The sequence below is a fragment of the Mesorhizobium sp. IMUNJ 23232 genome, assembly GCF_044326205.1.
In the GTDB taxonomy this organism is placed as follows: Bacteria; Pseudomonadota; Alphaproteobacteria; order Rhizobiales; family Rhizobiaceae; genus Kumtagia.
This window is the reverse complement of record NZ_JBIRCY010000008.1, coordinates 1-26206: the sequence shown is the minus strand read 5'-3', so window position 1 is coordinate 26206 and position 26206 is coordinate 1. Positions and strand designations below refer to the sequence as shown.

At 65.6% G+C, this 26206-nt stretch carries 25 protein-coding genes and 1 pseudogene; 8 read left to right on the top strand and 18 right to left on the bottom strand.

Features of this window, described 5'->3' with window-relative positions; all coding sequences use genetic code 11:
• Positions 1-3: 3 nt before the first annotated feature.
• Together grxC and ACH196_RS07810 are read right to left on the bottom strand one after the other, a co-directional pair.
• Positions 4-273 carry a glutaredoxin 3 gene (grxC, locus tag ACH196_RS07815; protein WP_396646318.1) on the bottom strand — a complete coding sequence of 90 codons (270 nt, stop codon included), beginning with the start codon at positions 271-273 and terminating at the stop codon, positions 4-6.
• A gap of 36 nt (positions 274-309) precedes the next feature.
• A complete protein-coding gene (locus ACH196_RS07810; protein WP_396646317.1) occupies positions 310-1083 on the bottom strand; it encodes a ComF family protein in 774 nt (257 codons plus the stop codon).
• Between the two features lie 69 nt (positions 1084-1152).
• On the opposite strand from ACH196_RS07810, the gene ACH196_RS07805 reads away from it, so the two are divergent.
• Complete coding sequence (locus ACH196_RS07805) at positions 1153-2016, top strand: methyltransferase domain-containing protein (RefSeq protein ID WP_396646316.1); 864 nt, start codon at positions 1153-1155, stop codon at positions 2014-2016.
• A gap of 39 nt (positions 2017-2055) precedes the next feature.
• Here the strand turns inward: ACH196_RS07805 and ACH196_RS07800 are convergent, their stop codons facing one another.
• The 7 genes from ACH196_RS07800 to ACH196_RS07770 all read right to left on the bottom strand — a co-directional run bounded on the left by ACH196_RS07800 (position 2056) and on the right by ACH196_RS07770 (position 6973).
• A complete protein-coding gene (locus ACH196_RS07800; protein WP_396646315.1) occupies positions 2056-2238 on the bottom strand; it encodes a Flp family type IVb pilin in 183 nt (60 codons plus the stop codon).
• A 122-nt stretch (positions 2239-2360) separates the two neighbouring features.
• Positions 2361-2678 (bottom strand): hypothetical protein, encoded by a 318-nt coding sequence (locus tag ACH196_RS07795; RefSeq protein ID WP_396646314.1) that lies wholly within the window; start codon positions 2676-2678, stop codon positions 2361-2363.
• A gap of 111 nt (positions 2679-2789) precedes the next feature.
• Entirely contained in the window at positions 2790-3215 is a 426-nt protein-coding gene (locus ACH196_RS07790) for a (deoxy)nucleoside triphosphate pyrophosphohydrolase (RefSeq protein WP_396646313.1), read from the bottom strand.
• Complete coding sequence (locus tag ACH196_RS07785) at positions 3212-4018, bottom strand: GNAT family N-acetyltransferase (RefSeq protein WP_396646312.1); 807 nt, start codon at positions 4016-4018, stop codon at positions 3212-3214. The genes ACH196_RS07790 and ACH196_RS07785 overlap by 4 nt, the downstream gene beginning before the upstream one ends.
• Entirely contained in the window at positions 3999-5240 is a 1242-nt protein-coding gene (argJ, locus tag ACH196_RS07780; protein ID WP_396646311.1) for a bifunctional glutamate N-acetyltransferase/amino-acid acetyltransferase ArgJ, read from the bottom strand. Before argJ ends, ACH196_RS07785 begins: the two co-directional genes overlap by 20 nt.
• A gap of 193 nt (positions 5241-5433) precedes the next feature.
• A complete protein-coding gene (locus ACH196_RS07775; RefSeq protein WP_396646310.1) occupies positions 5434-5766 on the bottom strand; it encodes a hypothetical protein in 333 nt (110 codons plus the stop codon).
• 301 nt (positions 5767-6067) lie between these two features.
• A complete protein-coding gene (locus ACH196_RS07770) occupies positions 6068-6973 on the bottom strand; it encodes a peptidylprolyl isomerase (protein WP_396646309.1) in 906 nt (301 codons plus the stop codon).
• 235 nt (positions 6974-7208) lie between these two features.
• Between ACH196_RS07770 and secA the strand changes: the two genes are divergently transcribed.
• Complete coding sequence (gene secA / locus ACH196_RS07765; protein WP_396646308.1) at positions 7209-9947, top strand: preprotein translocase subunit SecA; 2739 nt, start codon at positions 7209-7211, stop codon at positions 9945-9947.
• Positions 9948-10373: 426 nt separating this feature from the next.
• Here secA and ACH196_RS07760 read toward each other — a convergent pair whose 3' ends face one another.
• The 4 genes from ACH196_RS07760 to ACH196_RS07745 form a co-directional block, all read right to left on the bottom strand.
• Positions 10374-11453, bottom strand: coding sequence for a helix-turn-helix transcriptional regulator (locus ACH196_RS07760; RefSeq protein ID WP_396646307.1), 1080 nt, complete (start codon positions 11451-11453; stop codon positions 10374-10376).
• Entirely contained in the window at positions 11446-12606 is a 1161-nt protein-coding gene (locus ACH196_RS07755; protein ID WP_396646306.1) for a helix-turn-helix transcriptional regulator, read from the bottom strand. The genes ACH196_RS07760 and ACH196_RS07755 overlap by 8 nt, the downstream gene beginning before the upstream one ends.
• 108 nt (positions 12607-12714) lie before the next feature.
• A complete protein-coding gene (locus tag ACH196_RS07750; RefSeq protein WP_396646304.1) occupies positions 12715-13998 on the bottom strand; it encodes a GNAT family N-acetyltransferase in 1284 nt (427 codons plus the stop codon).
• Positions 13998-15407 carry an oligosaccharide flippase family protein gene (locus tag ACH196_RS07745; protein WP_396646303.1) on the bottom strand — a complete coding sequence of 470 codons (1410 nt, stop codon included), beginning with the start codon at positions 15405-15407 and terminating at the stop codon, positions 13998-14000. Before ACH196_RS07745 ends, ACH196_RS07750 begins: the two co-directional genes overlap by 1 nt.
• A gap of 101 nt (positions 15408-15508) precedes the next feature.
• Between ACH196_RS07745 and ACH196_RS07740 the strand changes: the two genes are divergently transcribed.
• Positions 15509-15775: a hypothetical protein gene (locus ACH196_RS07740; protein ID WP_396646302.1), complete on the top strand. Its 267-nt coding sequence runs from the start codon at positions 15509-15511 to the stop codon at positions 15773-15775.
• Positions 15776-15783: 8 nt separating this feature from the next.
• Here the strand turns inward: ACH196_RS07740 and ACH196_RS07735 are convergent, their stop codons facing one another.
• From ACH196_RS07735 to ACH196_RS07720, 4 genes are all read right to left on the bottom strand, one after another.
• Complete coding sequence (locus ACH196_RS07735; RefSeq protein ID WP_396646300.1) at positions 15784-17148, bottom strand: FtsX-like permease family protein; 1365 nt, start codon at positions 17146-17148, stop codon at positions 15784-15786.
• Positions 17145-17846 (bottom strand): ABC transporter ATP-binding protein, encoded by a 702-nt coding sequence (locus ACH196_RS07730; protein WP_396646298.1) that lies wholly within the window; start codon positions 17844-17846, stop codon positions 17145-17147. The genes ACH196_RS07735 and ACH196_RS07730 overlap by 4 nt, the downstream gene beginning before the upstream one ends.
• 7 nt (positions 17847-17853) lie before the next feature.
• Positions 17854-18291: a hypothetical protein gene (locus tag ACH196_RS07725; protein WP_396646297.1), complete on the bottom strand. Its 438-nt coding sequence runs from the start codon at positions 18289-18291 to the stop codon at positions 17854-17856.
• 99 nt (positions 18292-18390) lie between these two features.
• Positions 18391-19896, bottom strand: a complete 1506-nt coding sequence (locus ACH196_RS07720) for an alkaline phosphatase (RefSeq protein WP_396646296.1) — start codon at positions 19894-19896, stop codon at positions 18391-18393.
• Between the two features lie 267 nt (positions 19897-20163).
• Between ACH196_RS07720 and ACH196_RS07715 the strand changes: the two genes are divergently transcribed.
• From ACH196_RS07715 to ACH196_RS07700, 4 genes and pseudogenes are all read left to right on the top strand, one after another.
• Positions 20164-20622, top strand: a complete 459-nt coding sequence (locus ACH196_RS07715; protein WP_396646294.1) for a (2Fe-2S)-binding protein — start codon at positions 20164-20166, stop codon at positions 20620-20622.
• Between the two features lie 3 nt (positions 20623-20625).
• The gene (locus ACH196_RS07710) at positions 20626-22788 is read left to right on the top strand and encodes a molybdopterin cofactor-binding domain-containing protein (protein ID WP_396646293.1); all 2163 of its coding nucleotides are present in this window, start codon (positions 20626-20628) and stop codon (positions 22786-22788) included.
• 5 nt (positions 22789-22793) lie between these two features.
• On the top strand, positions 22794-23438 hold the full coding sequence (locus ACH196_RS07705) for an Isoquinoline 1-oxidoreductase subunit (RefSeq protein WP_396646291.1): 645 nt from the start codon (positions 22794-22796) through the stop codon (positions 23436-23438).
• An 86-nt stretch (positions 23439-23524) separates the two neighbouring features.
• Positions 23525-23769: pseudogene (locus ACH196_RS07700) on the top strand (GNAT family N-acetyltransferase); the annotation flags it as partial.
• A gap of 32 nt (positions 23770-23801) precedes the next feature.
• Here ACH196_RS07700 and ACH196_RS07695 read toward each other — a convergent pair.
• Positions 23802-24872, bottom strand: coding sequence for a GlxA family transcriptional regulator (locus ACH196_RS07695; protein ID WP_396646290.1), 1071 nt, complete (start codon positions 24870-24872; stop codon positions 23802-23804).
• A 191-nt stretch (positions 24873-25063) separates the two neighbouring features.
• Here ACH196_RS07695 and ACH196_RS07690 point away from each other — a divergent pair, with 191 nt between their 5' ends.
• Positions 25064-26140: a class I SAM-dependent methyltransferase gene (locus tag ACH196_RS07690; protein ID WP_396646289.1), complete on the top strand. Its 1077-nt coding sequence runs from the start codon at positions 25064-25066 to the stop codon at positions 26138-26140.
• Positions 26141-26206 lie beyond the last annotated feature (66 nt).

Genomic DNA, 26206 nt, shown 5'->3' with positions numbered 1-26206 from the left:
TCCTCAGTTCAATGTGCCGGTCGCAAGCAGACCATCGAGCCGGCCCTGCGCGTCCAGCGCATAGAGATCGTCGCAGCCGCCGACATGCACGTCGCCGACGAAGATCTGCGGAAAGGTGGAACGGCCATGGGCCCGCGAAATCATCTCGGAGCGCAGTTCCGGCGCAAAGCTGGCGTCGTGTTCCGTATAGGCGACACCCTTGCGCTCCAGCAGGCTCTTCGCCGCGGCGCAGTATCCGCACATCATGCGTGTATAGATGGTGACGTCGGCCATGCCGTCATGCCTCTGTGATCAAGTTTATATAGTCGCTCACTCTTCCGGCAGGAAGTCCCCCGGCAGAACCCGCGCGAAGGTGAGCACGTCGACCGCCGAGGCGCCGCCCTTGAGCAGCGCCTGCGTCACCGCCGACACCGTTGCTCCCGTCGTATAGACATCGTCGATCAACAACACGCGCCTGCCGCGCAGCCTGGCCTTCGCCGCAGCCGGCACGGCGAAGGCGGCGCGCACATTCTCCTCACGCTCCTTGTGCCCAAGCCCGACCTGTTGGCTTGTCATCTTGACGCGGCGCACGGCAACCGGATCGAACGGCACGCCGGTCATGCGGCTGACGGTGCGCGCCAGTTCCGCCGACTGGTTGAAGCGCCTGCGGAAAAAGCGCCAGCGGTGCAGCGGCACCGGGACGATCAGGTCGGCGTCGGGAAACAGTTCGAAGCCGGCCCGCACCATCCATTCAGCCATCCATGGCGCGAGGTCTGTGCGGTCGTTGTATTTCAGCCGCTGGACCATCTGCCGCGCCACGCCGGTGTAAGCAACGGCCGCGCGCGCCCGCGCAAATGGCGGCGGGTTGGCAATGGCCTCCGCCGAAAGGAAATTCTCGCCCATGTCGTGGGTGAACGGCGTGCCCATCACCGGGCACCAAGGACGGTCGAGCAGACGCAGCTTCGGCCAGCAGACGCCGCACAGCGAGCCCGGCTGGCTGACCTGCCGCCCGCAGCCGGCGCAGACGGGCGGAAACAGTATGCGCGCCGGCATCTTCAGCGCCGTCGCCGCGAATTCCTTGATATCAGCGCCCCAATCCGCCATGTGAAGGGTTCCCCGAGCGGGAAAATAGCAGAACCGCGCGAAGCCGTCGCGTGTGGTGCAATCGAGACCATGCAGCCGATTTTCGACACACACCTGTCTTTGCAGCACAAGCGCCGTGCGCTGGCCCACCCGGTTGCCGGCGCCGATTTCCTGATGCGGCGCATTGCCGAAGACCTTGCCGACCGTCTTGCCACGGTCGAGCGCCGTTTCCCCCACGCGGCCGCGATGTTATGCGTCACCCCGGATGCCCGCGAAGTCATTACCACGAGCGGCAAGGCCGATACGATCACCAGGATCGAGGCCGACAGCGCCTTCCTCGATGGCGGCGACGGTAGACTGGCGCCGGCCGAGACGGTTCCGCTCGAGCCCGAAAGCCTCGACCTCGCCGTCTCGCTGCTGTCGCTGCAGGAGGCCAACGATATACCGGGCCTGCTGATCCAGATCCGCCGCGCCTTGCGGCCTGATGGGCTGTTCCTCGGCGCTATGGCCGGCGGCGGCACGCTCGCCGAACTGCGCGAAAGCCTGCTTGCTGCCGAAAGCGAGATTCATGGGGGCGCCAGCCCGCGCGTATATCCTTTCGCCGATGTCCGCGATGTCGGCGCGCTGCTGCAGCGGGCCGGCTTTGCGCTGCCGGTGGCTGACGTCGAGACCGTCACCGTGCGCTATGCCGACATGTTCGCCCTGATGCGCGATCTCCGGGCGATGGGCGCCACCAACACGCTCGCCGCCCGCTCCCGTCGTCCGGCGACACGCGCTTTGTTCCTGCGCGCCGCGCAGATCTATGCCGAACGATTCTCCGATCCGGACGGCAGGATCAGGGCAACCTTCTCGATCGTCTGGATGTCGGGCTGGGCGCCTTCGCCGACGCAGCAGAAGCCGCTGAAGCCGGGCTCGGCAAAGGTCTCGCTGGCCGAGGCGCTGCGCGGCGGCTGACGACCCGTCTCGAAAATCTGCGTGGAAATCCGGCGACACTCAGTGAAAGTTCAATCCCTTGCTGATCTCACCTTCGTTGCTGCCCCAGAGGAACTCAAGCTGATCGGCGAGGCTACCAACGCCGGCGACGATGGCGAGAGAGATGAGTGCGATGATCAGGCCGTATTCGATGGCGGTGGCGCCATCTTCATCCTTCAGAAATCGACGGATCATCTTGTTCATCGGCCCTGCCCTCTGCCTTTTACCCTAGAGGCAAGAGATTAAGGAAGGTTAACGCCGCAGCATTAATGCCCGATGAAATGCCGCCGCAAATTTGCGGCGATCGCTTGCGCGAAGCTTGCAGCTCAGCAATCGCCGCTGCGCGTTCCGTTGTCGCGCAGGATGCAGACGGAAGTCGGCGTCGGCTGCAGCACGCTCTTGCGGATCGTATAGGTGCCGTTGTAGCCGATCGAGCCGGTCGACATCAGGTCGATGCCGGGAGACATGTCGCCTTGCGCGACGCGGCCGCCCAACCGGTTGTCGAGGATCTGCGAGACGACGAGGGCGAGCGCCACGGCGGCGGAGCCGAAAAGCAGGGCGATGCGCAACGCGCCGCCGCCCGCCGCCTCCAGCCTTGAGCGGCCGCGATGGATATCGTCGAAATCCCGATCGTCCCAAGCCATGCTTCGCCCTGCCCGCCTGCCGAATCGGCCTGCCCGACGCCGATTGCGACCCTCATTCGCTCACATTCGAATAAACTTTTTCTTAATCCGGCCCGCCACCGCTCCGTGGGTTCAAAGCAGGTCGACGAGGAACGGTATCAGCGGGTAGTCGGCCGGCGGCATCGGATAGTCGCGCATGTTTTTCGGCCGCACCCATTTCAGCACCTGCCCTTCCCTTGGCCGAGGGATGCCGGAAAAGCGCCGGCAGACAAACAGCGGCATCAGAAGGTGGAACGTCTCGTAGGTGTGGCTGGCGAAGGTCAGCGGCGCCAGGCAGGCGGTCTGCGTCTCGACGCCGATCTCCTCCTGCAATTCGCGGATCAGCGTTTCCTCGGGCGTCTCGCCGGGTTCGACCTTGCCGCCGGGGAATTCCCACAGTCCGGCGAGCGACTTGCCTTCCGGCCGCTGCGACAGCAGCACGCGGCCGTCGGCGTCCACCAGCGCGCAGGCCGACACCAGCAGGATGGGTTTTCCCGGCTTCGCTTCCGTCGCGCTCAAGACTGCGCTTCCGACGGCTGCCGATAATGATACCGATAAAGTTCGCGGAACCCGATGCTCTCGTAGAGTTTTCGCGCCGGCGCATTGCCGGCTTCCACCTGCAGCCACGCCGTATGCGCGCCGCGCAGCCGCGCCCATTTCAGCGCCGAAAGCACGATCCGTCTTCCATGGCCCTTGCCACGCTCCGCCGCCGCTGTCGCAATCTCGAACAGCCCCGCCAGATCGCCATCATGCACGCACACCGCCGTCGCCAGCGGCTTGTTGTCCTGTTCCAGCACGAATAGCCCGGCTTCGGGCTCCACGGCCTCGATGACACCAGCCAGCCCCTGCCCCAACGCCGCATCCTGGCCGCGCACGGCGACCGCAGCACCAACGAAACGGCCGACATCCTTCATCGGTATCTGGTCCATCGCCTCGTCCACTGCCGCCTCGCTGAGCGGCAGCCGCATCACCAGGGATTCGTCGAAACGCGACCAGTGCAGGCGGTCGAGATGGTCCGAGATCGCGCTGGCAGCCAGCGGCGAAAGCCGCATCGTCAGCGGTCGCCCCGCCGCGCCGAACCGCCAGGAGGCGCGTTCCAGCCGGGCCTCGATGTCCGACGTATCGCCGGGGTCGAGCGGATTGACGGAGTTCAGCCGCTTGGCCGGATGGCCGTTGGTCAGCCTTATTGCCCAGGCGCCGTCGTAGTGCACCGAACCGGCCGGCCAGGCGCGAAACCCCGCCGCCTCGAAGCGGCGCACCGTCATCAGTTCCGGCATGGGGACGATGCCCATCGCCTCGGTCTCAGCTTCTGTAGTCGCCATTGATCGCGACATATTCCTTGGTGAGGTCGCAGGTCCAGACCGTCGCCTTGCCGCGTCCCAGCCCGATGTCGACACGGATCGCGATGTCGTCACGTTTCATATAGGCCGAGGTCGCGGCTTCCGAATAGGCCGGGTCGCGCTCGCCCTCGAAGGCCAGACGGCTGTCGCCGAACCAGATCGCCAGCCGGTCGCGGTCGGCGGGCTCGCCGGCCTTGCCGACGGCCATGACAACGCGGCCCCAATTGGCGTCCTCGCCGGCCACTGCGGTCTTGACCAGCGGCGAATTGGCGATCGACAGCGCTATGCGCTTGGCCGAGCGCGCCGATTTCGCGCCGGTCACCGTCACTTCCACCTGCTTGCGCGCGCCCTCGCCGTCGCGCACCACCTGCAGCGCGAGCTGCTTCAGCACGCGGTTCAGCGCCCGCCTGAACTGGCCGAGCCGGGCGTCGCCCACTTCCATGATGCGCGGCGCGCCACGCTTTTCCGCCACTCCTGTTGCAAACAGCATCAGCGTGTCGCTGGTCGAGGTGTCGCTGTCGACGGTGACGGCGTTGAAGGTCGAACCAACGCCCTTAGACAACAGCGCCTGCAGCACGGGTGCATCGATCGGTGCGTCCGTCGCCACGAAGGAGAGCATCGTCGCCATGTCGGGTGCGATCATGCCCGCGCCCTTGGCGATGCCGTTGATGACGACGTCGGCGCCGCCGATCTTTACCGTCGCGGTGGCGAGTTTCGGATAGGTATCCGTGGTCATGATCGCTTTTGCCGCTTCCGTCCAGCGGTCGGGTTTTGCCTCCTTGGCCATGTCGGCGAGCAAATGCGAGAACCGGCCGGCATCGAGCGGCTCGCCGATCACGCCAGTCGAGGCAAGGAACACTTCGCCAGCCGACGCGCCGGCGGCCTTGGCGGCGGCCTCGCCGGTCATCCGAGTCGTCTCGCGGCCCTTCTTGCCGGTGAAGGCGTTGGCGTTGCCGGAATTGACCACCAGCACCCGCGCCTTGCCCCCGGAGAGGTTCTGCCGGCAGAAATCCACCGGCGCGGACGGGCATTTCGATCGCGTGAACACGCCCGCCGCCGTGGTGCCTTCGTCGAAAACCATGGCGAGCAGGTCGGTGCGGCCCTTGTACTTGATTCCCGCCTCGGCGGTCGCGATGCGCACGCCCTCGACAGCCGGCATCTTCGGGTATTTTTTCGGGGCGAGCGGAGAGACGGTGGCGGACATCGAGGCCTCGTGGGCGGAGCGCTTGCGGGACGGCGCTCCGTTTGCCCGATGCGTCGGGGCCGCGCAAGGCGTTTTCGCCACCCGGCGCGTTCATGCATGGCTCAAAAGAAAACGCCGCGCATCAAAAGTGCGCGGCGCGGGTTGCCGAAATTATGGACCTGGGCGCGGCGTCTTGCGGCCGCGCCATCCCGGATCAGTTGATCGCGGCCGGTTCCTGGATCACGACCTGGTCGGCCACGCGGCTGATTTCGACCATGATCGGCGGCATCCCTACTTCTCGGGGTGTGGACAATTTGACCGTCTGTCCGGAGACGAGGACAGCTTCGAAACGAACCGGGGTCTCGGCGTCGTCCCCGATCAGCGTGGCGACGACATGAAAACCTTCCGGCTCGACGGTGTAATAGGCGTTCCCGGCCATCGTGCCGAGATCGATGCTCCGCGAATGCATCGGCTTCAGCTCGCCGGCAGCCGCGTTGCCGGCGAAAGTAAGGGCGGCCAAAGCCGCGATCGCGATAAGCTTGGTCATTGCTCTCTCCTGGGCTCAGGCCGGGCGAGACCGCGGCAAGGCTGTTACCTCGCTGGCATCCCGACGGCGTTTTGTTGAGCAGGAGAAACCCGGTGGCGTCTGATGTCGCCTCGCTCCCCCGCCGATACGAGGGAATCTAGCGGCATCATGTTTCAGGAAAATGCCTCTGTCATGTGGCTTTGTTTCTGAGGTAACGCTAGAAACCCGCCAATTCACACAAAATCACACGAAAAACCTCAAAAAGTGCACTCCAGTCCAAGAGCGGCAACGCCGAAGCTGCCGCTCTGTAACAGCGTCGGATTTATTTCTCCGACTGCTCGATCGCCTCGACGCCCTTCTTGAGGTCCGGGTCGGTCACCTCGACCTTGCCGGCGGCGCGCACCTGCTTGACCAGCGCGAAATATTTCTCACGCAGGAGCAGAGAGCGGAACTGCTCTTTGACCTGCTCGAAGGCCGGCGGCTGCTTGGCGCGCTTGTCCTCGACCAGAATGATATGCCAGCCGAACTGCGACTGCACCGGCTCCTTGGTGTAGGAGCCCGGCTCCAGCGCGAAGGCTGCCTTCTCGAACTCCGGCACCATCTGTCCCGGGCCGAACCAGCCGAGGTCGCCGCCCTGCGCGCCCGAACCCGGATCGCTGGACTTCTCCTTGGCGATGTCCTCGAATTTTGCGCCGCCGTCGAGCTGCTTGACGATGGCCTCCGCCTCTTCCTTGGTCTTCACCAGGATGTGACGGGCATGCACCTCGTTGACCGGCGGCGTGTTGGCCATCTCGGTGTCGTAGCGCTTGCGGATGTCCTCGTCGGTGATTGTGGCGGCGACTTCCTTCTCGATGACTTCGCCATGCAGCGCGCGCTGCTCCAGGAAAGCCATGCGCCGCTTGTATTCGTCCGACTTGTCGAAACCTTTCGCCCTCGCCTCGTCGGCAAGCAGCCGGATCTCGATGACCGCGGAAAGTGCGGCGGCGCGCTTCTGGTCCTCGGGCAGACGGGCGAACTGCTGGTCGAGATCCTGGATGGCCTGCTGCAGATCGGCCTCGGTGACCGGCTGGCCGTCGACCGTGGCGATCACCTTGTTCGGATCGACAGGGGCTGCCTTCGTGGCATCGGCGGCGGCTTCCTGCGCCAGCGCGGCGCCTGGCGCGGCGGCGAGCAGGATTGCCGCGAGCCCAAGGCTGGCGAGCTTGGCGCGGCGGGAACGGAACATCATCGGTTACTCTCCGGTGGGAAGGCTTTTCGCGGCTGTTGGGGAGGAATGTGGCCGGATTTGCCGGCGCTTCAAGCATTGCCGCGGCGTTGACATCGAAAGTGCCCCCTCTTATCTGTCCATCGTCTTGGCGTCCAGAACGATTTCCGGGCGCCTTCTTCCGTTGCGATACGCTCAGGCCCGGACTGCCGTCCGCCAGCGAAGGCGCCGGAATACCGTATTTTTGAAAGGGCCTTGGATGGTCAGTCTCGGCGGTCTCGCCCGTAAGATCTTCGGTTCCTCGAACGACCGCCGCGTCAAGGCGACGCGGCCGCGGGTGGAATCCATCAACGGCCTCGAAAACGAGATGCGGGCGCTTTCCGACGACCAACTGCGCGCCCGCACGGAACAGTTCAAGGCCGATCTCGCCAACGGCGCCACTCTCGACGACATCCTGGTCCCGGCCTTCGCCACGGCGCGCGAGGCCTCGCGCCGTGTGCTCGGCATGCGCCCCTTCGACGTGCAGCTCGTCGGCGGCATGGTGCTGAACAATGGCGGCATCGCCGAGATGCGCACCGGCGAGGGCAAGACGCTGGTCGCCACGCTGCCCGTCTATCTCAATGCGCTGGCCGGCAAGGGCGTGCACGTCGTCACCGTCAACGACTACCTCGCCAAACGCGACTCCGAATGGATGGGCCGCATCTACGGCTTCCTCGGGCTCACCACCGGCGTCATCGTCCACGGCCTCTCCGACGAGCAGCGCCGCGCCGCCTATGCCTGCGACGTCACCTACGCCACCAACAATGAGCTAGGCTTCGACTATCTCAGGGACAACATGAAATACGAGCGCGCCCAGATGGTGCAGCGCGGCCACAACTACGCCATCGTCGACGAGGTGGACTCCATCCTGATCGATGAGGCGCGCACCCCGCTGATCATCTCCGGTCCGCTGGAAGACCGCTCCGACATGTACAATACGGTCGACGCGTTGATCGTGACGCTGGTACCGGAAGACTACGAGATCGACGAGAAGCAGCGCACCGCGATCTTCACCGAAGGCGGCACGGAAAAGGTCGAGGACATGCTGCAGGCGCGCGGCCTGCTCAAGGGCGAATCGCTCTACGACGTGGAAAACGTCGCCATGGTGCATCACGTCAACAACGCGCTGAAGGCGCACCGCCTGTTCCAGAAGGACAAGGACTACATCGTCCGCAACGGCGAGATCGTCATCATCGACGAGTTCACCGGCCGCATGATGCCCGGCCGCCGCTATTCGGAAGGCCTGCACCAGGCGCTTGAGGCCAAAGAACACGTCCAGATCCAGCCGGAAAACCAGACGCTGGCCTCCGTCACCTTCCAGAATTACTTCCGCATGTACAAGAAGCTGGCCGGCATGACCGGCACGGCGGCTACGGAAGCCGAGGAATTCGGCAACATCTACGGGCTGGAAGTCACCGAGGTGCCGACCAACAAGCCGGTCATGCGCCTCGACGAGGATGACGAGGTCTACCGGACCGTCGAGGAGAAATACAAGGCGATCATCCGCGATATCCGCGAAGCGTCCGACAAGGGCCAGCCAATCCTGGTCGGCACCACGTCGATCGAAAAGTCCGAGCATCTGGCCGAGCGCCTGCGCAAGGAAGGCATCAAGGATTTCCAGGTGCTGAACGCGCGCTATCATGAGCAGGAGGCCGGCATCGTCGCCCAGGCCGGCCGGCCGGGCGCCATCACCATCGCCACCAACATGGCCGGCCGCGGCACCGACATCCAGCTCGGCGGCAATGCCGACATGCGCATCACCGAGGAACTCGGCGCGATGGGGCCGGGTCCGGAACGCGAGGCGCGCGAGGCCCTGATCCGCGCCGATGTCGAGCGGCTGAAGGAAAAGGCCATCGGCGCCGGCGGCCTCTATGTGCTCGCCACCGAACGCCACGAAAGCCGCCGCATCGACAACCAGTTGCGCGGCCGCTCCGGCCGCCAGGGCGACCCCGGGCGCTCGAAATTCTACCTGTCGCTCCAGGACGATTTGATGCGCATCTTCGGCTCCGACCGCATGGACGGGATGCTGCAAAAACTCGGCCTCAAGGAGGACGAGGCGATCATCCATCCTTGGATCAACAAGGCGCTGGAAAAGGCCCAGAAGAAGGTCGAGGCCCGCAACTTCGACATCCGCAAGAACCTGCTCAAATATGACGACGTGCAGAACGACCAGCGCAAGGTGGTGTTCGAGCGGCGCCTCGAACTGATGGACGGCACAAACCTCTCGGAGACCGTCGCCGAGATGCGCCAGGACGTGATCGACGACCTCGTCGCCAAATGCATCCCCGAAAATGCCTATGCCGAGCAATGGGACGCCGCCGGCCTCAAGGCGGGCGTCCAGCAATATCTCAATCTCGACCTGCCTATCGAGGAATGGGTCAAGGAGGAAGGCATCGACGAGGAGGTCATCCGCGAGCGGATCACCAAGCTCGCCAACGATGCCGCAACCGATCGCGCCGAGCGGTTCGGCCCCGAGGTGATGACCTATGTCGAGCGGTCCTTCCTCCTCCAGACTCTCGACCACCTGTGGCGCGAGCACCTGGTCAATCTCGACCATCTGCGCTCGATCGTCGGCTTCCGCGGCTATGCCCAGCGCGATCCGCTGAACGAGTACAAGTCCGAAAGCTTCGAGCTTTTCCAGACCCTGCTCGGCAATCTGCAGCAGTCGGTGACGGCGCAGTTGATGCGCGTCGAACTGGTGCGCGAGGCGGCCGACGCGCCGCCGCCGGAAGCGCCGGACGTCTTCGGCCAGCACATCGACGCCACCACCGGCGAGGACGACTTCAACGAGGGTTTCGGCGACGCCGAGGTCATGACCCGCGTCGCCGTCGAGCGCGTCGTCGCCCCCGAGGATCGCGACCCGTCAAAACCCTCGACCTGGGGCAAGGTCGGCCGCAACGAGGCCTGCCCGTGCGGCTCCGGCAAGAAGTTCAAGCACTGCCACGGCGCGTTCGCGTAGACTGTCCTGATTTCACATACGCCGGGCCGCTGCATCGGCCGGATAAAATAAGGCCACCTCCCTCGACCGAAGGAGATGGCCAGCGGGACAAAGGGCCAGCGTCCCACAAAACTCGTATCGGCCGGCGGGCGATGATCCCTGATCTGCCCGCCGGCCGCAGATGCGGCGCCCAGCACCCCCCGGGCCGGTCGCGCACCACCGCAAATTGAGGATATCGAAGAGCCGGGCGAGGGTCATAACCCATATGGGCTAACGGCGTTCACTGGTGAACCGAGGTTCGCAAAGCTGCTATTGGCCACTCCCCGCCGGTCGGAAACCTCTGTGTGGTTTCATCCGCTGGCCGGACAGCCCTGCAACGGTTCGATGGAGAGCCTGTTTATTTCGCCGGCGACCCCAGCCTCGTCCATATCATGCTTCGAGCGGAACCTACGCCTTCGCCGGGATCAACTGCGCCAGCAATCTTGCCAGGTCCGTCTGCCGCGAGCAGCCGGTCTTCTGCAGCACGCTTTTCACCTGGTTGCGCACGGTGTCGATGCTCTTGCCGTCCGTCAGTGCGATCTGCTCGGTCGTCTTGCCCGCCGAAATCCGCGCCGCTATGTCGGCCTCGATGGCCGAGAGATCGAACAGCGCCTGCAGCAGCGAGGTCGCCTGCGTCGGCGCCGATGACGCCTTGGTCAGCACCAGGATCGCGGCCGCGCGGTTGAACAGGTCGTGGGCGGCGCGGCGGATCGGCACGACATGCAGCACGGCCGGTGCTTCGCCCATCGGCGCGAGCAGCGGCAGCGAGCGCACGCCCTGTTCCGTCGTGATGGTGCCGAGCGCCTCATAAAGCTGCTGGTCGGCGCGACGGTCGGTCAGCACGATCCGGTCGCCGCCGCGTGTCGTCCAAAGCGAGCCGCTCGCGTCGAAATCCCGATTGGCGACAAGCACGGCGCCCATCTGGCTGACCGCGCAGGCAGCCAGGCCGATGCCGGAAAGCGTCTCGACGGCCGTCCGCGCCCGCTCGAAGGAGAGCCGCGCCGAGATCAGCACCGAACGCGCCAGATGCGGCCGCAACGCATCGAGCCGGCCGACCGCCGTGGGACCGAACGGACCGAGTGCGGCCGCCCGCTCGATGTTGACGATGACGGCCGCCCCATCCGGATAGTGGATGGCGGTCGCCACCCCGCTACCATAACCGCGCGGAACCAGAACCTCGGCGTAAAGCGGATCATCCCGCAGTTCGTCCGCACCAAACACATCGGTGTCGATCAGGAAACCGGCATGCCTGGCGGCAAACAGCCGCTGCGTTCTATGGTTCGCCGCGCCCGAAAAGTTCCTGAAGATGTATTGCCATGTTTCCTTGAAGTCCTCGGAAGTCGAGAGGATATGCGCGGAATTCAACTGGATCGTCGACAGCAGCGCGGCCTGGCCTTCGACGGCTTCGGTCATCTGCGTTATGACGCCGCTCCAGAGCTCCGGCAGGACCGAGGCTTCGTAGATGCGGTCTATGAGCGGCTCATGCACGGCCAACGCTCCCCTCAGGCAGTATGGCCGGGCCTGGCTTCGCCGGGGTCTGGGAGACAGGCGGTATCAGTTGCGTCAGCAGCCGCACCAGATCGACCTGCCTCCGGCAGCCCGTCTTCTGCAGCACACTTTTCAACTGGTTGCGCACGGTGTCGACGCTCTTGGCGTCGGTGAGCGCGATATGTTCGGCCGAGCGGCCGGCCGAGATGCGCGCCGCGATATCCGCCTCGGTGGCCGACAGATCGAACAGCGCCTGCAGGAGCGAGATCGCCTGGGTGGGCTTTTCGGAGGCTTTGGTCAGCACCAGGATGGCCGCTGCCCGCGTGAACAGGTCATGCGCGGCGCGGCGGATCGGCACCACATGCAGCACCGCCGGGACCCCGCCTGACGACGCGACGAGCGGCAGCGAGCGCACGCCCTGCTCCGTGCCGATGACGCCCAGCGCATCGTAGAGCTGCCGGTCGGCGCGCCGGTCCGGGAGCGCGATACGGTTGCCGCCCCGCGTCGTCCAGAGAAGGTCTTCCGCCTCGAAAGCCCGGTTGGCGATCAGCGCGACGCCGGCCTTGTCGACCGCGCAGGCGGCCAGCCCGATGCCCGACAGGGTCTCGACCGCGGTTCGCGCCCGTTCGAACGAAAGCCGCGCCGATATCAGCGCCGAGCGCGCCAGATCCGGGCGCAGCCGGTCGAGACGCCGTATCACGGCCGGATCGATGGGGCCGTCCTGGGGAGAGCCTTCCGCGTGAAAGATGATCGTGTCGCCGGCCGGCACCTGGATTGCCGTGGCTACTCCCTGCCCAAAACCGTTCGGAATGAGGTAGTCGGCATAAAGCGGAAGCCTGAGCATCTCCTCGGCGGTGAACACGTCGGCGTCGGTGGCGAAGCCCGCCCGCTGCAAGGCGATCAGCCGGCGCGAGCGCTCCGCCCCGCCCTCGTAGCTGTAGTGTTCCTGCGCGAGCTTTTCGGCGAAGGCCGACGAACCGATCCATTTGAAGCCGTCGCCGCTTGTCGCGACCATCACTCCTTCGCGGCTTTCAGCCAATCGAACGAAGTCGCGCAATACGTCCGGCCAGAATTCCGGAAGCACCGAAGCTTCATAGATGCGGTCCGCAAGCCCCTCCTCCTGCGGCGAACCAGCCAAAATGCCCGTCGTCACACACCCCCCTTAGCCTCCCTCACGTGCAGAGTAACATAAACCGGAAGAAGTCAAAGGGCGGTGATTGCCAATCGACGGCGCGTTCTTGAACGTATCGCCCGCCCGCGCTCACTCGCGGTTGAACAGATTTTTCACCCGGTTGCGCAGGATGCGCGCCATGTTGCGGGTCTCGCGATAGAGATGCAGTTGCGAGGCGGCCTGGCGGACGAGGCGGTCCGAATTCGGGGTCATGCCGATAACCACGGTTCCCATCTGCCGCCGCTCGGTCCATAGCCGGCTCATCACCGGGTGGTCGGGCACCGCGCAGGAATCGGTGGCGTCGATGTTCGGATCGTCGAGATGCTGCTTGGTCACCTCGATCATCAGCAGCGTGCCCGGCGACAGCGCCGCAAAAGTCTCGTCATAGGCGGTCTTCCAGGTATAGGCCATGCCGGCCTCGACGAAGACGATCAGCGCCGCGATCGGTTCGCCGTCCAGCGTCAGCAGATGCACCCGGCACATGTCCTGCTCGGCCAGCCGATGCACCGCCTCGCGGGCAAAGGCGGCTCGGAACCGGTCGATCGCCATGGCAGTGCGCTGGCGGCCCTTCCAGCCGGACGCCTCCAGCGTCAGGAAGGCTTCGAGGCCGTTGCGGATGTCTTCCTCCGTGCGGGCGACGACGTGCTCCAGCGACCCCTTCTCGGCGAGCCGCCGCTTCATGCGCCGGAACTCGCGATAGTGATGCGAGCGCAGCGATGCCTTCAGATAGGCCTCGCCGTCGAGTTCGCTTTCGAGGAACGGCCGCCGCAACGGCGACGTCGTCTCGATGGGCAGCCCGCGCGCGTCGGCGACGGAGGTCAACATGGCGGCGACCGGCCCGTTGAGCCGCATTTCCGGCAGCACCAGCACCTTCGGCAGCTTCAGGTGCGGCCTGGACAGCATGTCGAAGAAATCGCCGACGACACCTTGCGGATCGTCGCGGTCGAGCAGCGGCGTGCCGAGCGGCCCGAACGGGCTCGACCAGGTGCGCATGATCGACACGCCGAGCGGCACGCCGGGTTTTTCGACGGAGAACGGCACCAAAAGGCGCAGCCGCGACTTGTCCTCGTCGCCGTCGCGGATGACGGCGAGCCGCACCTCGCGATCCTCGAGGCGTGGCATCGCCGGCGCCAGGAAGCGCGGGTTGAAGAAGACGTTAGGCTCCAACGTGCGCTTGCACAGATAGTCAAGTTCCTCGACCAGGTCGAAGCCGGCGGAAGCGGCATAGATGCTGAGCCGCCGCACCGGACCCCGGCTCTCGATCAGCTCTTCATGCGCAGGCTTGTGCACCGCACCGGCAAGGCCGGCAAGACCCGAGATCATAGCGCCGGCGGGGCCGCCGCTTACCTCTTCGATGAGGGGTTGTGCAGCCATCAGCGGGCTCCCTTGGCGGCCGGCGGCGGCATAAAGACGACCATGACGATGCCAAGCTTGCGCCAGGCGGTGAAAGACAAGGCCGCCGCCTCGAAGACGATCGAGGTCGCCGTGGCCGTAGCGGCGCCCCACAGGCCAAACGATGGTATGAGGAGGACACTGAGGCCGATATTGAGCACCAGCGTCAATCCATACACGAGGGCACAGACATTCTGGTGGCCGCTCATGGTGAGCAGGCTTTCGCAAGGGCCTACCGAGGCGCGCGCCACCACGCCGGCGACCAGCAGGAACAGCAGCGGATAGCCGGCTTCGAAGCCCGGCCCGAACAGCGCCAGCATCGGTTCGCCGAGCACAAGCACCACCACCGCCATCAGCACGGACGGCCAGAAGGTCCAACTGACGGTTTCGCGGGCGAACTCGGCGAGCCTTGCGCGGTCGCTATGGGTAAACTGCGCATAGCGCTGGGCAGCGCCCGCCTTCACCGCGAAATACACGAAATGCACCAGCGCCAGCGTCTTGACCGTGGCAAAATACACCGCGACGTCGTCGGGCTGCATATACATGCCGACCATCAGCACGTCGGCATTGGTGAGCAGGTAGAAGAAGCTCTCGACCAAGAAGATCGGCAGCGATACGGCCAGCCACGCTTTCAGGCGGATCTTTCGCGGTCCGGGCGGCAGCTTGCGGTCGACATGCGCAGTGATGCTGATCAACTGCGCCAGGGTCGTCGCATAGGTGGCAAGGACGGTGGCGCAAATCGCCACCGTGGCATTGGCCGGATATCCGAGCGCGATCGCCAGCACCATGAAGACCAGGATCAGGATCGGGCGCGTCAGATAGGTCGGCGCAAGGGCTGCGATTGCCCAGGAATGGGCACGCGCCATGCCTTGCAGCAGGTCTGACAAGGCAACCATCGGCAAGCAGAACATGCCGAGCATGAACGGCACGACGTAATAGGGCTCGACACGGTCCGACAGCAGCCACAGCGCCAGCATGGCGACGAGCATGATTGCCGTGGAGACGAAGATCACGAACAGGCGGCTGGCCAGGAGCACGCCGCGCAACTCGGCCATCATCTTCTTTTCGCGGAATTCCGGGATGAAGCGGATGACCGTCGTGTGGAAACCGAAGCCGGAAATGCTGCCGGCAATCGTCATCGTGGTCCACACCAGGACGAAGATTCCGTATTCGAAGCTGCCCATCCAGCGGGCGAGCAACACCTGACTGACAAAGGCAATGGCCGCGCTGACGACGCGGATGGCGAAGGCGATGAGCGACATGCGGCTGGCCGCGCCGCGCTCGCCCGGGTCGAAGACGACGGCATCGATGCGGTGGACGAACGGCCGCAGCCGGAGCGCGAGGCGCTCGGGCAGAAGCCTTTCGGCCGTCGTTGCCGCGGAAAAGCGCACGCGATACTTTCTCCGAGTCCTGCCAGTCGTTCCGGTCTAGCCGTTACACGTTAAGAAACGGTTGGGTGACCGGTTCCGCAAGCCTTTGGAAACACAAGAGCGTGATCGACCCCGACGAACGTGAAAAGATGCTGAAGGCCCATTCGATCGGCCCGAAGATGCTGGTGTATCTGGAGAAGATCGGCATAGAGCGGCTGGCCGATCTGAAGGGCGGCGATCCGCATGTGATTGCCATGCGCATCGATGTCGCGCTTGAGCGGCGGCACATGAACCGCCTCGGCGTGGCGGCCCTGGCAAACCTGATCGAACTTGCCAATCGCGATGGCAACCCTGTTTCAGACACGACGCCGAAGTCGGCAACCCCGTGAAGTAACCCTCAACCCCGCAACGCCTCGACCACCGGCCGGCGGTAGATCATCGCGGCGGGAATGAGCGCCAGCAGCAGCCCGAGCCCGAGCAACGCCCCGACCAGCGCCAGTTCGGTGAGACCGAGCGTCGCCCGCATCGCCATGCCGGTCTCATTCGACACAAGACGCGTGACGAGGCCGGCGAAAGCCCAGCCGAGCGGCAGGCCGATCAGCGCGCCGGCGGCGATCAGGCCCGCGACATAGAGCCAGACGGTGGCGAAGACGAAGCCGCGCGGCGCGCCGAGCGCCCGGAGCACGGCAAAACGCTGGCGCTGTAGATCGAGCAGGGCGAGGATGCCGGCCAGGATGGCCGCGACCACCAGCACCTGCGCGGCCAGCGTCAGCGCCGCCATGATGCGGGCGACATTGCCCATCACCGCATAGAGGTCGACCAGCACCTCGGCGGGGAAGAAGGCTGTCGAGGCGATGGTGCGATAGCGGTCGCGCAGGCCGTAGGCGGCGGCGAGGTTTTCCGGCTTGATGACGATCGCCGGCACGCCGGGCAGTTTTGCTACATCGAAAGGCGGGCCGATGCGGGTCTCGCCATCGGCATGGCCGATCGGAAGCCCGTGAACGGCCCAGTTGTACTCGATCGGCACGACGATGGCGCGGTCCCACGGCGTACCGGTGGGTTTCATGCGACCGACGACGGTGACGGCCTGGTGATGGTGCTCGTCATGGCCCTGTTCTTGGGCGGCCTCGCCCTCATGGGCCTCTTCGCCGTCGTGCTGATGCTGCTCTTTCGCATCGTGGCCGTGCCCGGCATCCTCGCCGTCTCCGCCTTCGCCCTCATGCGCGTGGTTGTCGTGCTCATGCGCTTCCGCCGCGTCGTCGGCATTGCCGCCGGCGCCGTCGGCGTTGCCGTGGCTGATCGAAAACTCTTCGCCCACCGCATGCGGCGACAGGGCGCCGACGACGGCCTCGTTTATTCGGTCGAAGGGTCGGCCTTCGGCGAGCCCTCCGGAAAGATGATCCACGAAACCCGCAGTCGTGCCGACAACCGGGTCGCCGCCCTGGCTGTCACCGAAACCGATCGGTGCGGCGAAAGCGGCGCGCTCGCCGGCAAGCACGGTTGCGGTCATCTCGGGCGAGAGAAGCTCTACGGCGGTCGGATCAAGATAGACGACCGAGAGCAGCACGTCCGTCTGGCTGCCGGGTGCGGCGACGATCAGGTCAAAACGGTCGGCGGCGCGCGCGCTCCCCAGCCGCAAGGCGCGCTCCTGCGCGCTGATGGCGACGCCCAGCGCCACGGCGAGCGCGATCAGCCCGACGAACAGCAGCGCGGTGAAACGGTTGCGCGACAGCGCCGCCCAGACGATCGGCAGCGGATTCATTCGGCCGGCTCCACCGCTTTGGACGCAACGACCCGGCCGTGGTCAAGCGCAACGACACGCGACGCGACGGCCAGCAGCGCCGGGTCGTGTGTGGCGACCACCACGGTCTTGCGCTCCGCCTGCGCCAGATCCCGCAGCGTCGCGACGACGCGCGCACATGACGCGCCGTCGAGACTGGCCGTGGGCTCGTCGGCGAACACCACCTCCGGATCGAACAGCAGGGCGCGGGCAATCGCCACGCGCTGCTGTTCGCCGCGTGACAGCAACGAGACGCGCTTGCGGTCGCGCGGCACGCCGAAACGGTCCAGCAATGCCTCGGCGCGCCCGTGCAGCCCTTTTACCGAAAGACTGGAGAACCAGCCGGGCGTCAGCACATTGTCGAGCGGGCTCAATTCGTCGATCAAGTGGAAATTCTGGAAGACGAAGCCGGCATTCTGCCGCCGCCAGCGGTCGCGGGCGCCCTCGCCCATCGCGGCCAGATCTGCGCCAGCCCAGGCGACATGCCCGGCGGACGGCACGAGCAGGCCGCTGAGAAGATAGAGCAGCGTCGATTTTCCGGACCCGGAGGGCCCGGCAAGCGCCAGCAGTTCGCCCGGCTCCAGCCGCAGATGCGGGACATCGACGATGGTCTGGATTTCCCGCCTGCCGGTCCGCACGTCGAAACGCAGGCCGCGGGCCTCCCCGGCAAGTCCGACCATGGATGACTCAGAGCTTTTCGTAACGCACGTCCATCAGGCGCACGTAACTGACAAAACCTGTCTCGGCATCGGTCTTGAAGCCGGTCTCAAGGCGCCCCTGGACACGGATCAGGTCGGTGTAGCGTACGACACGCAACGAGCCCTGCGCATGGGCGAGCACGATGTCGTCGGGCCATTGCGCCTCGCTTTCGCAGAAGGGGCAGGTGGACATGGGAAGCTTGGTCAGCACGAAGAAATCGATCTCCGGCTTCAGCGGCGGCGCCATATAGCCGATCATCTCGACCTCGGCGCCTTCCAGCGACTTCGCCTTGTCGGTGAGGTCGTTGCCGCGGATATAGAGCTCGCGGAATTTCAGGGTCGGAACGGCAGCCGCGGCCTCCGCGCCGGTCGCAAGCGGCCATGCGGCGGCCAAGGCCATCGCGGAAAGCATGTCGCGTCGGTTCATCGCCATCTCCCCTTCTGCTGTCAGTGCCTCATTTGCAAAGGCGATCGGCGCCGGTCGAAACCGGCGCCGAATCTAGCGTTCAAAATCGGCCGAAGCCAATCAGTTCGAAGCCTGCTTCTGCGGCTTGGCGGCCATATCGGTCGCCTTGGCGATGACGTGATAAATCAGGTTCTGCTCGACGATACCCTGGAACAGGTGAGCCCACGGGCCTTGCGCCAGAATGGCAACGTCGTCGCCGGCATGGGTCTCGCTCTCGCCGAGCGGAACCAGCGCCTGCTGCAGGAAGTCCGGATCCTGGGTGTCGACATTGGTAAGGTCGACGCGCGGCTCGTCGAGCTTGGCGCCGGGGCCGTTCATGTAGCCGAGCGTGGTGTAGGGCTTCTTGTCGTCGCCGGTGCCGGCGATGCCGAGGATCGGGTTGTTGCGCTTCGGATAACCAGCGATCGAGAAGACGTGGCTGTGGTCGGCGGTGACGATGATCAGCGTCTCTTCCGGGTTCACCTTGTCGTAGGCAGCCTTCACGGCGTCCGAGAGGGCGACGGTGTCCTCAAGCGCGCGATAAGCATTGCCGGCATGGTGGGCGTGGTCGATGCGGCCGGCCTCGACCATCAGCACGTAGCCGTCGGCGTTGGTGGACAGCACGTCGATGGCCTTGGTGGTCATCTCGGCCAGCGACGGCTCGCCGCCCTTGTCCTTCTCGCGGTCGGTCTCGTACTGCATGTGGCTGCGCTCGAACAGGCCGAAGAGATGGCCGGTCTTCGACGCGTCGACGGCGTCGAACTCCGCCTTGTTCCACACATAGGCGCCGTCATTGTATTTGGCCTGCCATTCCTTGACGAGGTCGCGACCGTCGGTGCGGGCGCCGGTCTTGTCGGCGGCTTCCGGATCCGCCTGCTCCTTCAGCATGAAGTTGGAGCGGCCGCCGCCGAGGATCACCTCAAAACCGTTGCCGGCCGGCCAGTCGATCAACTGCGCGGCGATGTCCTTGCAGCCGCCAGCCTTGTCGGCGTCGGAAAGCTGCGAGTCGTTCTCCAAGTCACGGTTGGCGGCCTTGGCATAGGTGGCGGCCGGGGTCGCATGGGTGACGCGGGCCGTCGAGACGACGCCGGTCGACATCCCTGCGGCTTCGGCCTGCTCGAAGATCGTGGTGGCTTCGGCGCCCTTCACGCTGGCGCAGTCCTTGTACTTGACCGCCTGCGTGACGCCGACGGTGCCGTTGACCGACTTGACGCCGGTGACCATGGCGGTCGCGGTCGGAGCCGAGTCGGCGACCTGCGAGTCATGGGTGTAGGTCTTGGAAAGCGCTGCGTAGGGCAGCAGGGTTTCGAACGACAGCGAATTGCTTTCACCGTCGACGCCCTTCTGCTGGCCGTCGAAAATGCGGGCCGCCGTGATGGTCGGGATCGACATGCCGTCGCCGACGAACAGGATCACGTTCTTGGCCTTGCCGGTGTTCGGCTTGATCGCCATGATCTTGTCCAGCGCCGCCTGCGCGGCGACATAATAGCTGTCCTGAACCTGCTTGACGGGGGACTGCGCGAAAGCCGGTGCCGCGATGGCCAGCACCGACACGCCCGTGACGGTTGCTCGTGCAAGCTTTTTCATAAAACGCCTCTCCGATAATTGGGCCGCTTCCCCGCGGCCGTTCTACATTCCCCTTCGCTCTTATGGAGGTTGCATAACAATCATGTGTCACGGCTCAAGAATTTGACTGCCTTACTCATATTTAAGGTCGCGGCCTGAGTTCGCGGGATGGCCGGCCGGCGGCGCACCGATCGTGCAACAGATTGAGAGGATCGTGCATTGATCCCCATGGCAAGCGGGACATCTAATATGTCACCGAGCGGTACGCAGACCACGGAGGCTCAAGCCATGATCAATTTCACCCTCAACGGCAGCAAGAAGAGTTTCGACGGCGACCCGGACACGCCGCTGCTCTGGGTCATCCGCGACTTCGAGAAGCTGACCGGCACCAAATATGGCTGCGGGGTCGCGCAATGCGGCGCCTGCACCGTGCATCTCGACGGCTCGACCCGCCGCTCCTGCATCACGCCGATCTCGACGGTCGACGGCTCGGAGGTGATCACCATCGAGGGCATTTCCGGCGCCGAGGCCGAGGCCGTGCACAAGGCCTGGCTGGCGCTCGACGTGCCGCAATGCGGCTATTGCCAGTCCGGCCAGATCATGTCGGCGGTGGCGCTGCTGCAACTGACGCCGAAGCCGACGGACGAGGACATAGACGGGGCGATGGCCGGCAATATCTGCCGCTGCGCCACCTATCAACGCATCCGGCAGGCGATCAAGGACGCCGCCGACACGATGGAGGGCTGAGCCATGACTTTCCAGTCCATCACCACCACCCGCCGCGCCTTCCTGCAGGGAGCCGGCCTCGTAATCGGCATCGCTGTCGCGCCGAAAGCCTTTGCGGCAAGCGTTTCGCAAGGCGTGCCCGCCGGCGGCGGCTCCGCCCTGCCGCAGATGAACGCCTTCGTGAAGGTCGGCACTGACGATACCGTGACGATTCTTTCCAAGCACATCGAATTCGGCCAGGGGCCGTTCACCGGATTGGCCACGCTGATCGCCGAGGAACTCGACGCCGACTGGAGCCAGATGCGCGCCGTGCATTCTCCCGCCGACGACAAGGTCTACGCCAACCTGATGTTCGGGCTGCAAGGCACCGGCGGCTCCTCGGCCATCGCCAATTCCTACGAGCAGTACCGCACCGCCGGCGCCACGGCCCGCGCCATGCTGGTGGCCGCCGCAGCCGAGGAATGGGGCGTGCCCGCCACCGAGATCACCGTCTCGAAGGGCCGCATCAAGCACGCCGCCAGTGGCAAGGAAAGCGGTTTTGGCGCGCTGGCCGACAACGCCGCGCAGCAGACGCCCCCGGCCGAGCCGAAGCTCAAGGACCCCAAGGACTTCCTGCTGATTGGCCACGACCTGCCGAAGCTGGACACGGTGGAAAAATCGACCGGCAAGGCGATCTACACGCTCGACGTTCTTGCCGACAACATGCTGGTCGCGGTTGTAGCGCATGCCGGCCATTTCGGCGCAACGGTAAAATCCTTCGACGATGCCGAGGCACGCAAGGTGCCGGGCGTCGTCGACGTCAAGCAGGTGTCGCAAGGCGTCGCCGTCTATGCCGACAACACGTTCGCGGCGCTCAAAGGCCGTGCCGCGCTGAAAATCGAGTGGGATCTTTCGAAGGCGGAAACCCGTTCCAGCAGCGAGCTTACCGCCGATTTCGCGAAGAAATTCTCGGAGAAAGGGCTGGAGGCCGCCAATCGCGGCGACGTCGGCAAGGCGTTTTCCGAGCCGGGCGTGCAGACGCTGGAAGCCGAGATCGTCTTCCCCTTCCTCGCCCATGCGCCGATGGAGCCGCTCGACGCCGCCTTCGTGATGGGCGAAGACGGGATTCTCGACGTCTACAACGGCGCCCAGTTCCCCGGCATGGACCACATGACGGTGGCAAAGATCGTCGGTCTCGATCCGTCAAAAGTCCGGCTGAACACCCAGCTCGCCGGTGGCAGTTTTGGCCGGCGCGCGCAGTTCGGCTCGCCCTACATGCAGGAGGCGGCAGAAGTCTACAAGGCAAGCGGCGGCACGCGTCCGCTGAAGCATATGTGGACGCGCGAGGATGACATTCGTGGCGGCTACTACCGTCCGATGTATCTCCACCGCATGAAGGGCGCGGTCGACGCCAACGGCAGGATCGTCGCCTGGGACCAGATCATCGTCGGCCAGTCGATCATGGGCAAGGCCTCGACCGACATCGACGAGACGTCGGTGGAAGGCGCCTCGACGCTGCCTTACGCCGTGAGCAATCTCAGGGTGATCTCGCACAACGTGCCGCTGAACATCCCGCCGCTATGGTGGCGTTCCGTCGGCCACACCCACACCGGCTTCGCCGTCGAAACCTTCCTCGACGAGCTGATGCAGAAGGTCGGCAAGGACCCCGTCGAGGGCCGGCTCGCCATGCTCACCGAGCAGCCACGCCATGCCGGCGTGCTGCGAAAAGTTGCCGAGATGGCCGACTGGGGCTCCGCGGTTCCAGAAGGCCGCGAGCGTGGCGTCGCCGTGGTCCAGAGTTTCGGCACCTATGTCTCGCAGATCGTCGAGGTGTCGCGCGGCGACGGCGAATTGCCGCGCGTCCACAAGGTGTGGTGCGCCGTCGATTGCGGCCAGCCGATCAATCCCAACGTCATCAGGGCGCAGATGGAGGGCGGCGTCGGCTACGGCCTCGGCGCGGTGCTGTTCGACGAGGTGACGCTCGGCAAGGGCGGCAAGATCATGCAGTCCAACTTCCACGACTACCGCTCGATCCGCATCAACGAGATGCCGCATGTCGAGGTGGAAGTGATTGCATCGACGGAAAAGCCGACAGGCGTCGGCGAGCCCGGCGTCCCGCCGATCGGCCCGGCCGTCGCCAATGCCTGGCGGCGCCTGACCGGAGCGCCGGTGCGCAGACTGCCCATCCTGCCCGGCGGAGTGTCGTGATCATCATGCGCGCTTCCAGACTGACGATCATCGCCGGCATCGCGGCGGGTTTCGCCGCGATCGGACTGGCGACCGACATATCCATGGCTCAGGACAAGCCGGCGGCCACGCTCAAGCCCGCAAGCGAGTTCGATTCCATCGCCGACAAGTCGGCACGCGCCGTGGCGTTGTTCGAGGAGGCGGGAAAGGTCATCCAGCATCCGCGTTGCGTGAATTGCCATCCGGCCGGCGACCACCCGCTGCAGGGCATGAGCATGCATCCGCACCAGCCGCCGGTGTCGCGCGGCGACAGCGATATCGGCATGCCCGGCATGATGTGCGGCACCTGCCACGGTCCGGCTAATGTCGACGTCGTCGGCCAGGCCGACACGATCAAGAGCATTCCGGGCAACCCGGCCTGGCATGTCGCGCCGATCGAGATGGCGTGGCAAGGCAAGACGCTCGGCCAGATCTGCGAGCAGATCAAGGATCCCGAGCGCAACGGCGGCAAGACCATGGACGAACTCGTCGAACACATGGCGCATGACGACTTGGTCGGCTGGGGCTGGACCCCCGGCGCCGGTCGCGAACCGGTGCCCGGCACGCAGGAGGTGTTTGGCGAACTGATACGGCGCTGGGCGGCGGACGGAGCAAGCTGCCCGAAGTCGTAGGGGCTGGTGGTGCGCCGTAGGAAGGGCCGCCAGCACACCGCCATGGCAATCGACCGCCTAGGAGGAGACCTATTGACCCCTGTCGCGGCCCGCTGCCGATGATCGAAGTGATCGGCAGCATCTCGACGACCCCAACATCGACGCCAACGATTCCTGCGCCGTGCCGAACCATCTGGTGGTGAGCCGGCTGTGGATCGAGCGCCGCCAGATGGGCACGGTGGTCATCGGCATGACGCCCAATTCCGGCCGCCTGGTGCGCCAGGCCGCCTCGCAGTTGCACCTCTACCGCGAGACCTGCTACATGGCCCGCATCCTGCGCAGCCGGGTGAAGCCTGTTCCGCAGGGAGTGACGGGCTCCCGTGATCAGCCTGCCATTGGTCCCTTCACCGCTCGGGTGCCGCCATGCTCGTCCTGCGCGCCCGGGCGGGCATAGTCCGGAATCTTGAAGCGCTTGCGATAGGCGCCCGGCGTCAGGCCCGTGAGGCGCTTGAACAGGCGGCGGAAGAAGGCCGGCTCCTCGTAGCCGGCTTGCCAGCTTATCTCGTCCACCGAGGCTTCGGTCCTCTCCAGCCGGCGCTTGGCGTCCTCTATCCTCAGCCGCTGCACGTAGACGACCGGGGTGAGACCCGTCGCGCCGGTGAAGCGCCGCTTGAAGGTGCGCTCGCTCAAGCCCGCGCGCCGCGTCATCTCCTCCACCGGGCTGGCCACCGAAAAATGCGTCGCCACCCAGTCCTGTGCCGCCTGGATGGCGAGGTCGCCATGGTCCTTGCGTCCTTCGAAGACCATGAAAGGCGCCAGCCCGTCCTGATGCCATTGCAGCGCGAAGAAGCGCGCGACCTCCTGCGCCTCGGTGGCTCCGGTGTAGCGGGCGATGAGATAGAGCACCAGATCGTGCCACGTCATCGCCGCGCCGGAGGTGATCAGCTCTTCCCGCCTGCCGGCGGCGACCAGCACGCGCTCGGGGTGGACGCGCACGTCCGGAAAGGCGGATGCGAACGTCTTGGCGTAGCCGTAGTGCACCGTGGCATCCACGCCGTCGAAGAGCCCGGTCTCGGCAAGCAGGAAGATGCCGGAACAAGCCGAGCACAACAGCGCGCCGCGGCCGTGCATGGCCCGGCACCATTCGACCAGCTCCGGATGCCGGCCCTTCGGCCAGCCGTCAGGCCCGAGCAGTACCGAGGGGACGATGGCGATGTCGGTCGCTTCGATATCCGCCACGCTGCGCTGTACCGTGATTGGGACGCGGCTGGCGAGTTCCAGCGGGCCAGATTTCAGCCCGACGATCTCCACGCGGAACGGCCGGCCGCGCGGCGCCTGTCCGGTCGCCTGCAACATCGCCGGCGCATTCATCACGTCGAATATCCCTGACAACGTCGACACCACCGCCTCGGGGATGGCGACAAGGCTCACATGCAGCGGCTCCGGTCTGGTCAAGGCTGCGCCCTCAAGCGTTCTGCGCGGGCAGGATAACCCGGACCGGATCGTTCCGCCACGGTCGCTCTGCCGGCGCCGATGGCACAAATGACCCGATTCTGGAAACTCCGGCTCTGCCTCCCGTCCACCGTCTCTGCGATCTGTCGGTGAGCCCCAGGTGCTTCCTGGTTGGCCAGACAGGAGATACGATAATGGACCACATCCGACACAATACCATCGATACCGCCAAGCTCGACGCGCTGGTCGCGCGCGCCTTCGGCGACCTTTCCGCAGGTTATGGCGGCGTGATGATCAGCATCGGCAACCGCCTCGGCCTCTACAAGGCGATGGCCGGAGCCGGCCCGCTCAGCCCACGCGAGCTTGCCGCCCGTGCCGGCTGCACCGAACGCTACGTCCGCGAATGGCTGAACGCGCAGGTCGCCGGCGGCTACGTCGCCTACCATGCGGTCAGCGGCACCTACGAACTGACCCCCGAGCAGGCGATGGTCCTTGCCGACGAGGACAGCCCGACCTTCTTCCCCAACGCCTGGGCGGTGCCGGCTTCGATGTGGGCCGACGAGGAGAAGGCCGTAGAGGCCTTCCGCACCGGCAAGGGCATCCCGTGGGGCGATCACGACGGCAGGCTCGCCTGCGGCGTCGCAGCCTTCTACCGCAACAGCTACAAGGCCAGCCTCGTGCAGGAGTGGCTGCCGTCGCTCGACGGCGTCGTCGGCAGGCTGGAGGCCGGTGCGCAGGTCGCCGACATCGGCTGCGGCCACGGCCATTCGACGGTGCTGATGGCGAAGGCGTTTCCGGCCTCGAAGTTCCACGGCTTCGACACCCACGCGCAATCGCTGGCCGAGGCCAGCACCCTTGCCGCCATGACCGGCGTATCCGCGCGCACCAGCTTCGAGGCGGCGCGCTCCAACACCTACCCGGGAAACGGCTACGACCTGATCTGCTTCTTCGACGCCCTGCACGACATGGGCGACCCGGTCGCCGCCGCCACCCATGCCGCCAAGGCGCTGGCGCCCGACGGCACCGTGATGCTGGTCGAGCCATTCGCCAACGACCGCGTCGAGGACAATGTCTCGCCGGTCGCCAGAATGTATTACGCGGCATCCACCACCATCTGCTGCGCCCACGCCATCTCGGACGGCGGCCGGCTGGTGCTGGGCGCGCAGGCCGGCGAGGCGCGGCTGGCGGAGGTGTTCCGCAAGGCGGGTTTCACCCGCTTCCGCCGCACCTTCGAAACGCCCTTCAACCTCGTGCTGGAAGCGCGGCTCTGACCATGACCATTTTTGTTTCGGCCGGCAGGGCCGGCGAAACGGAGGCGGAGACCGGCGTCGACTCCC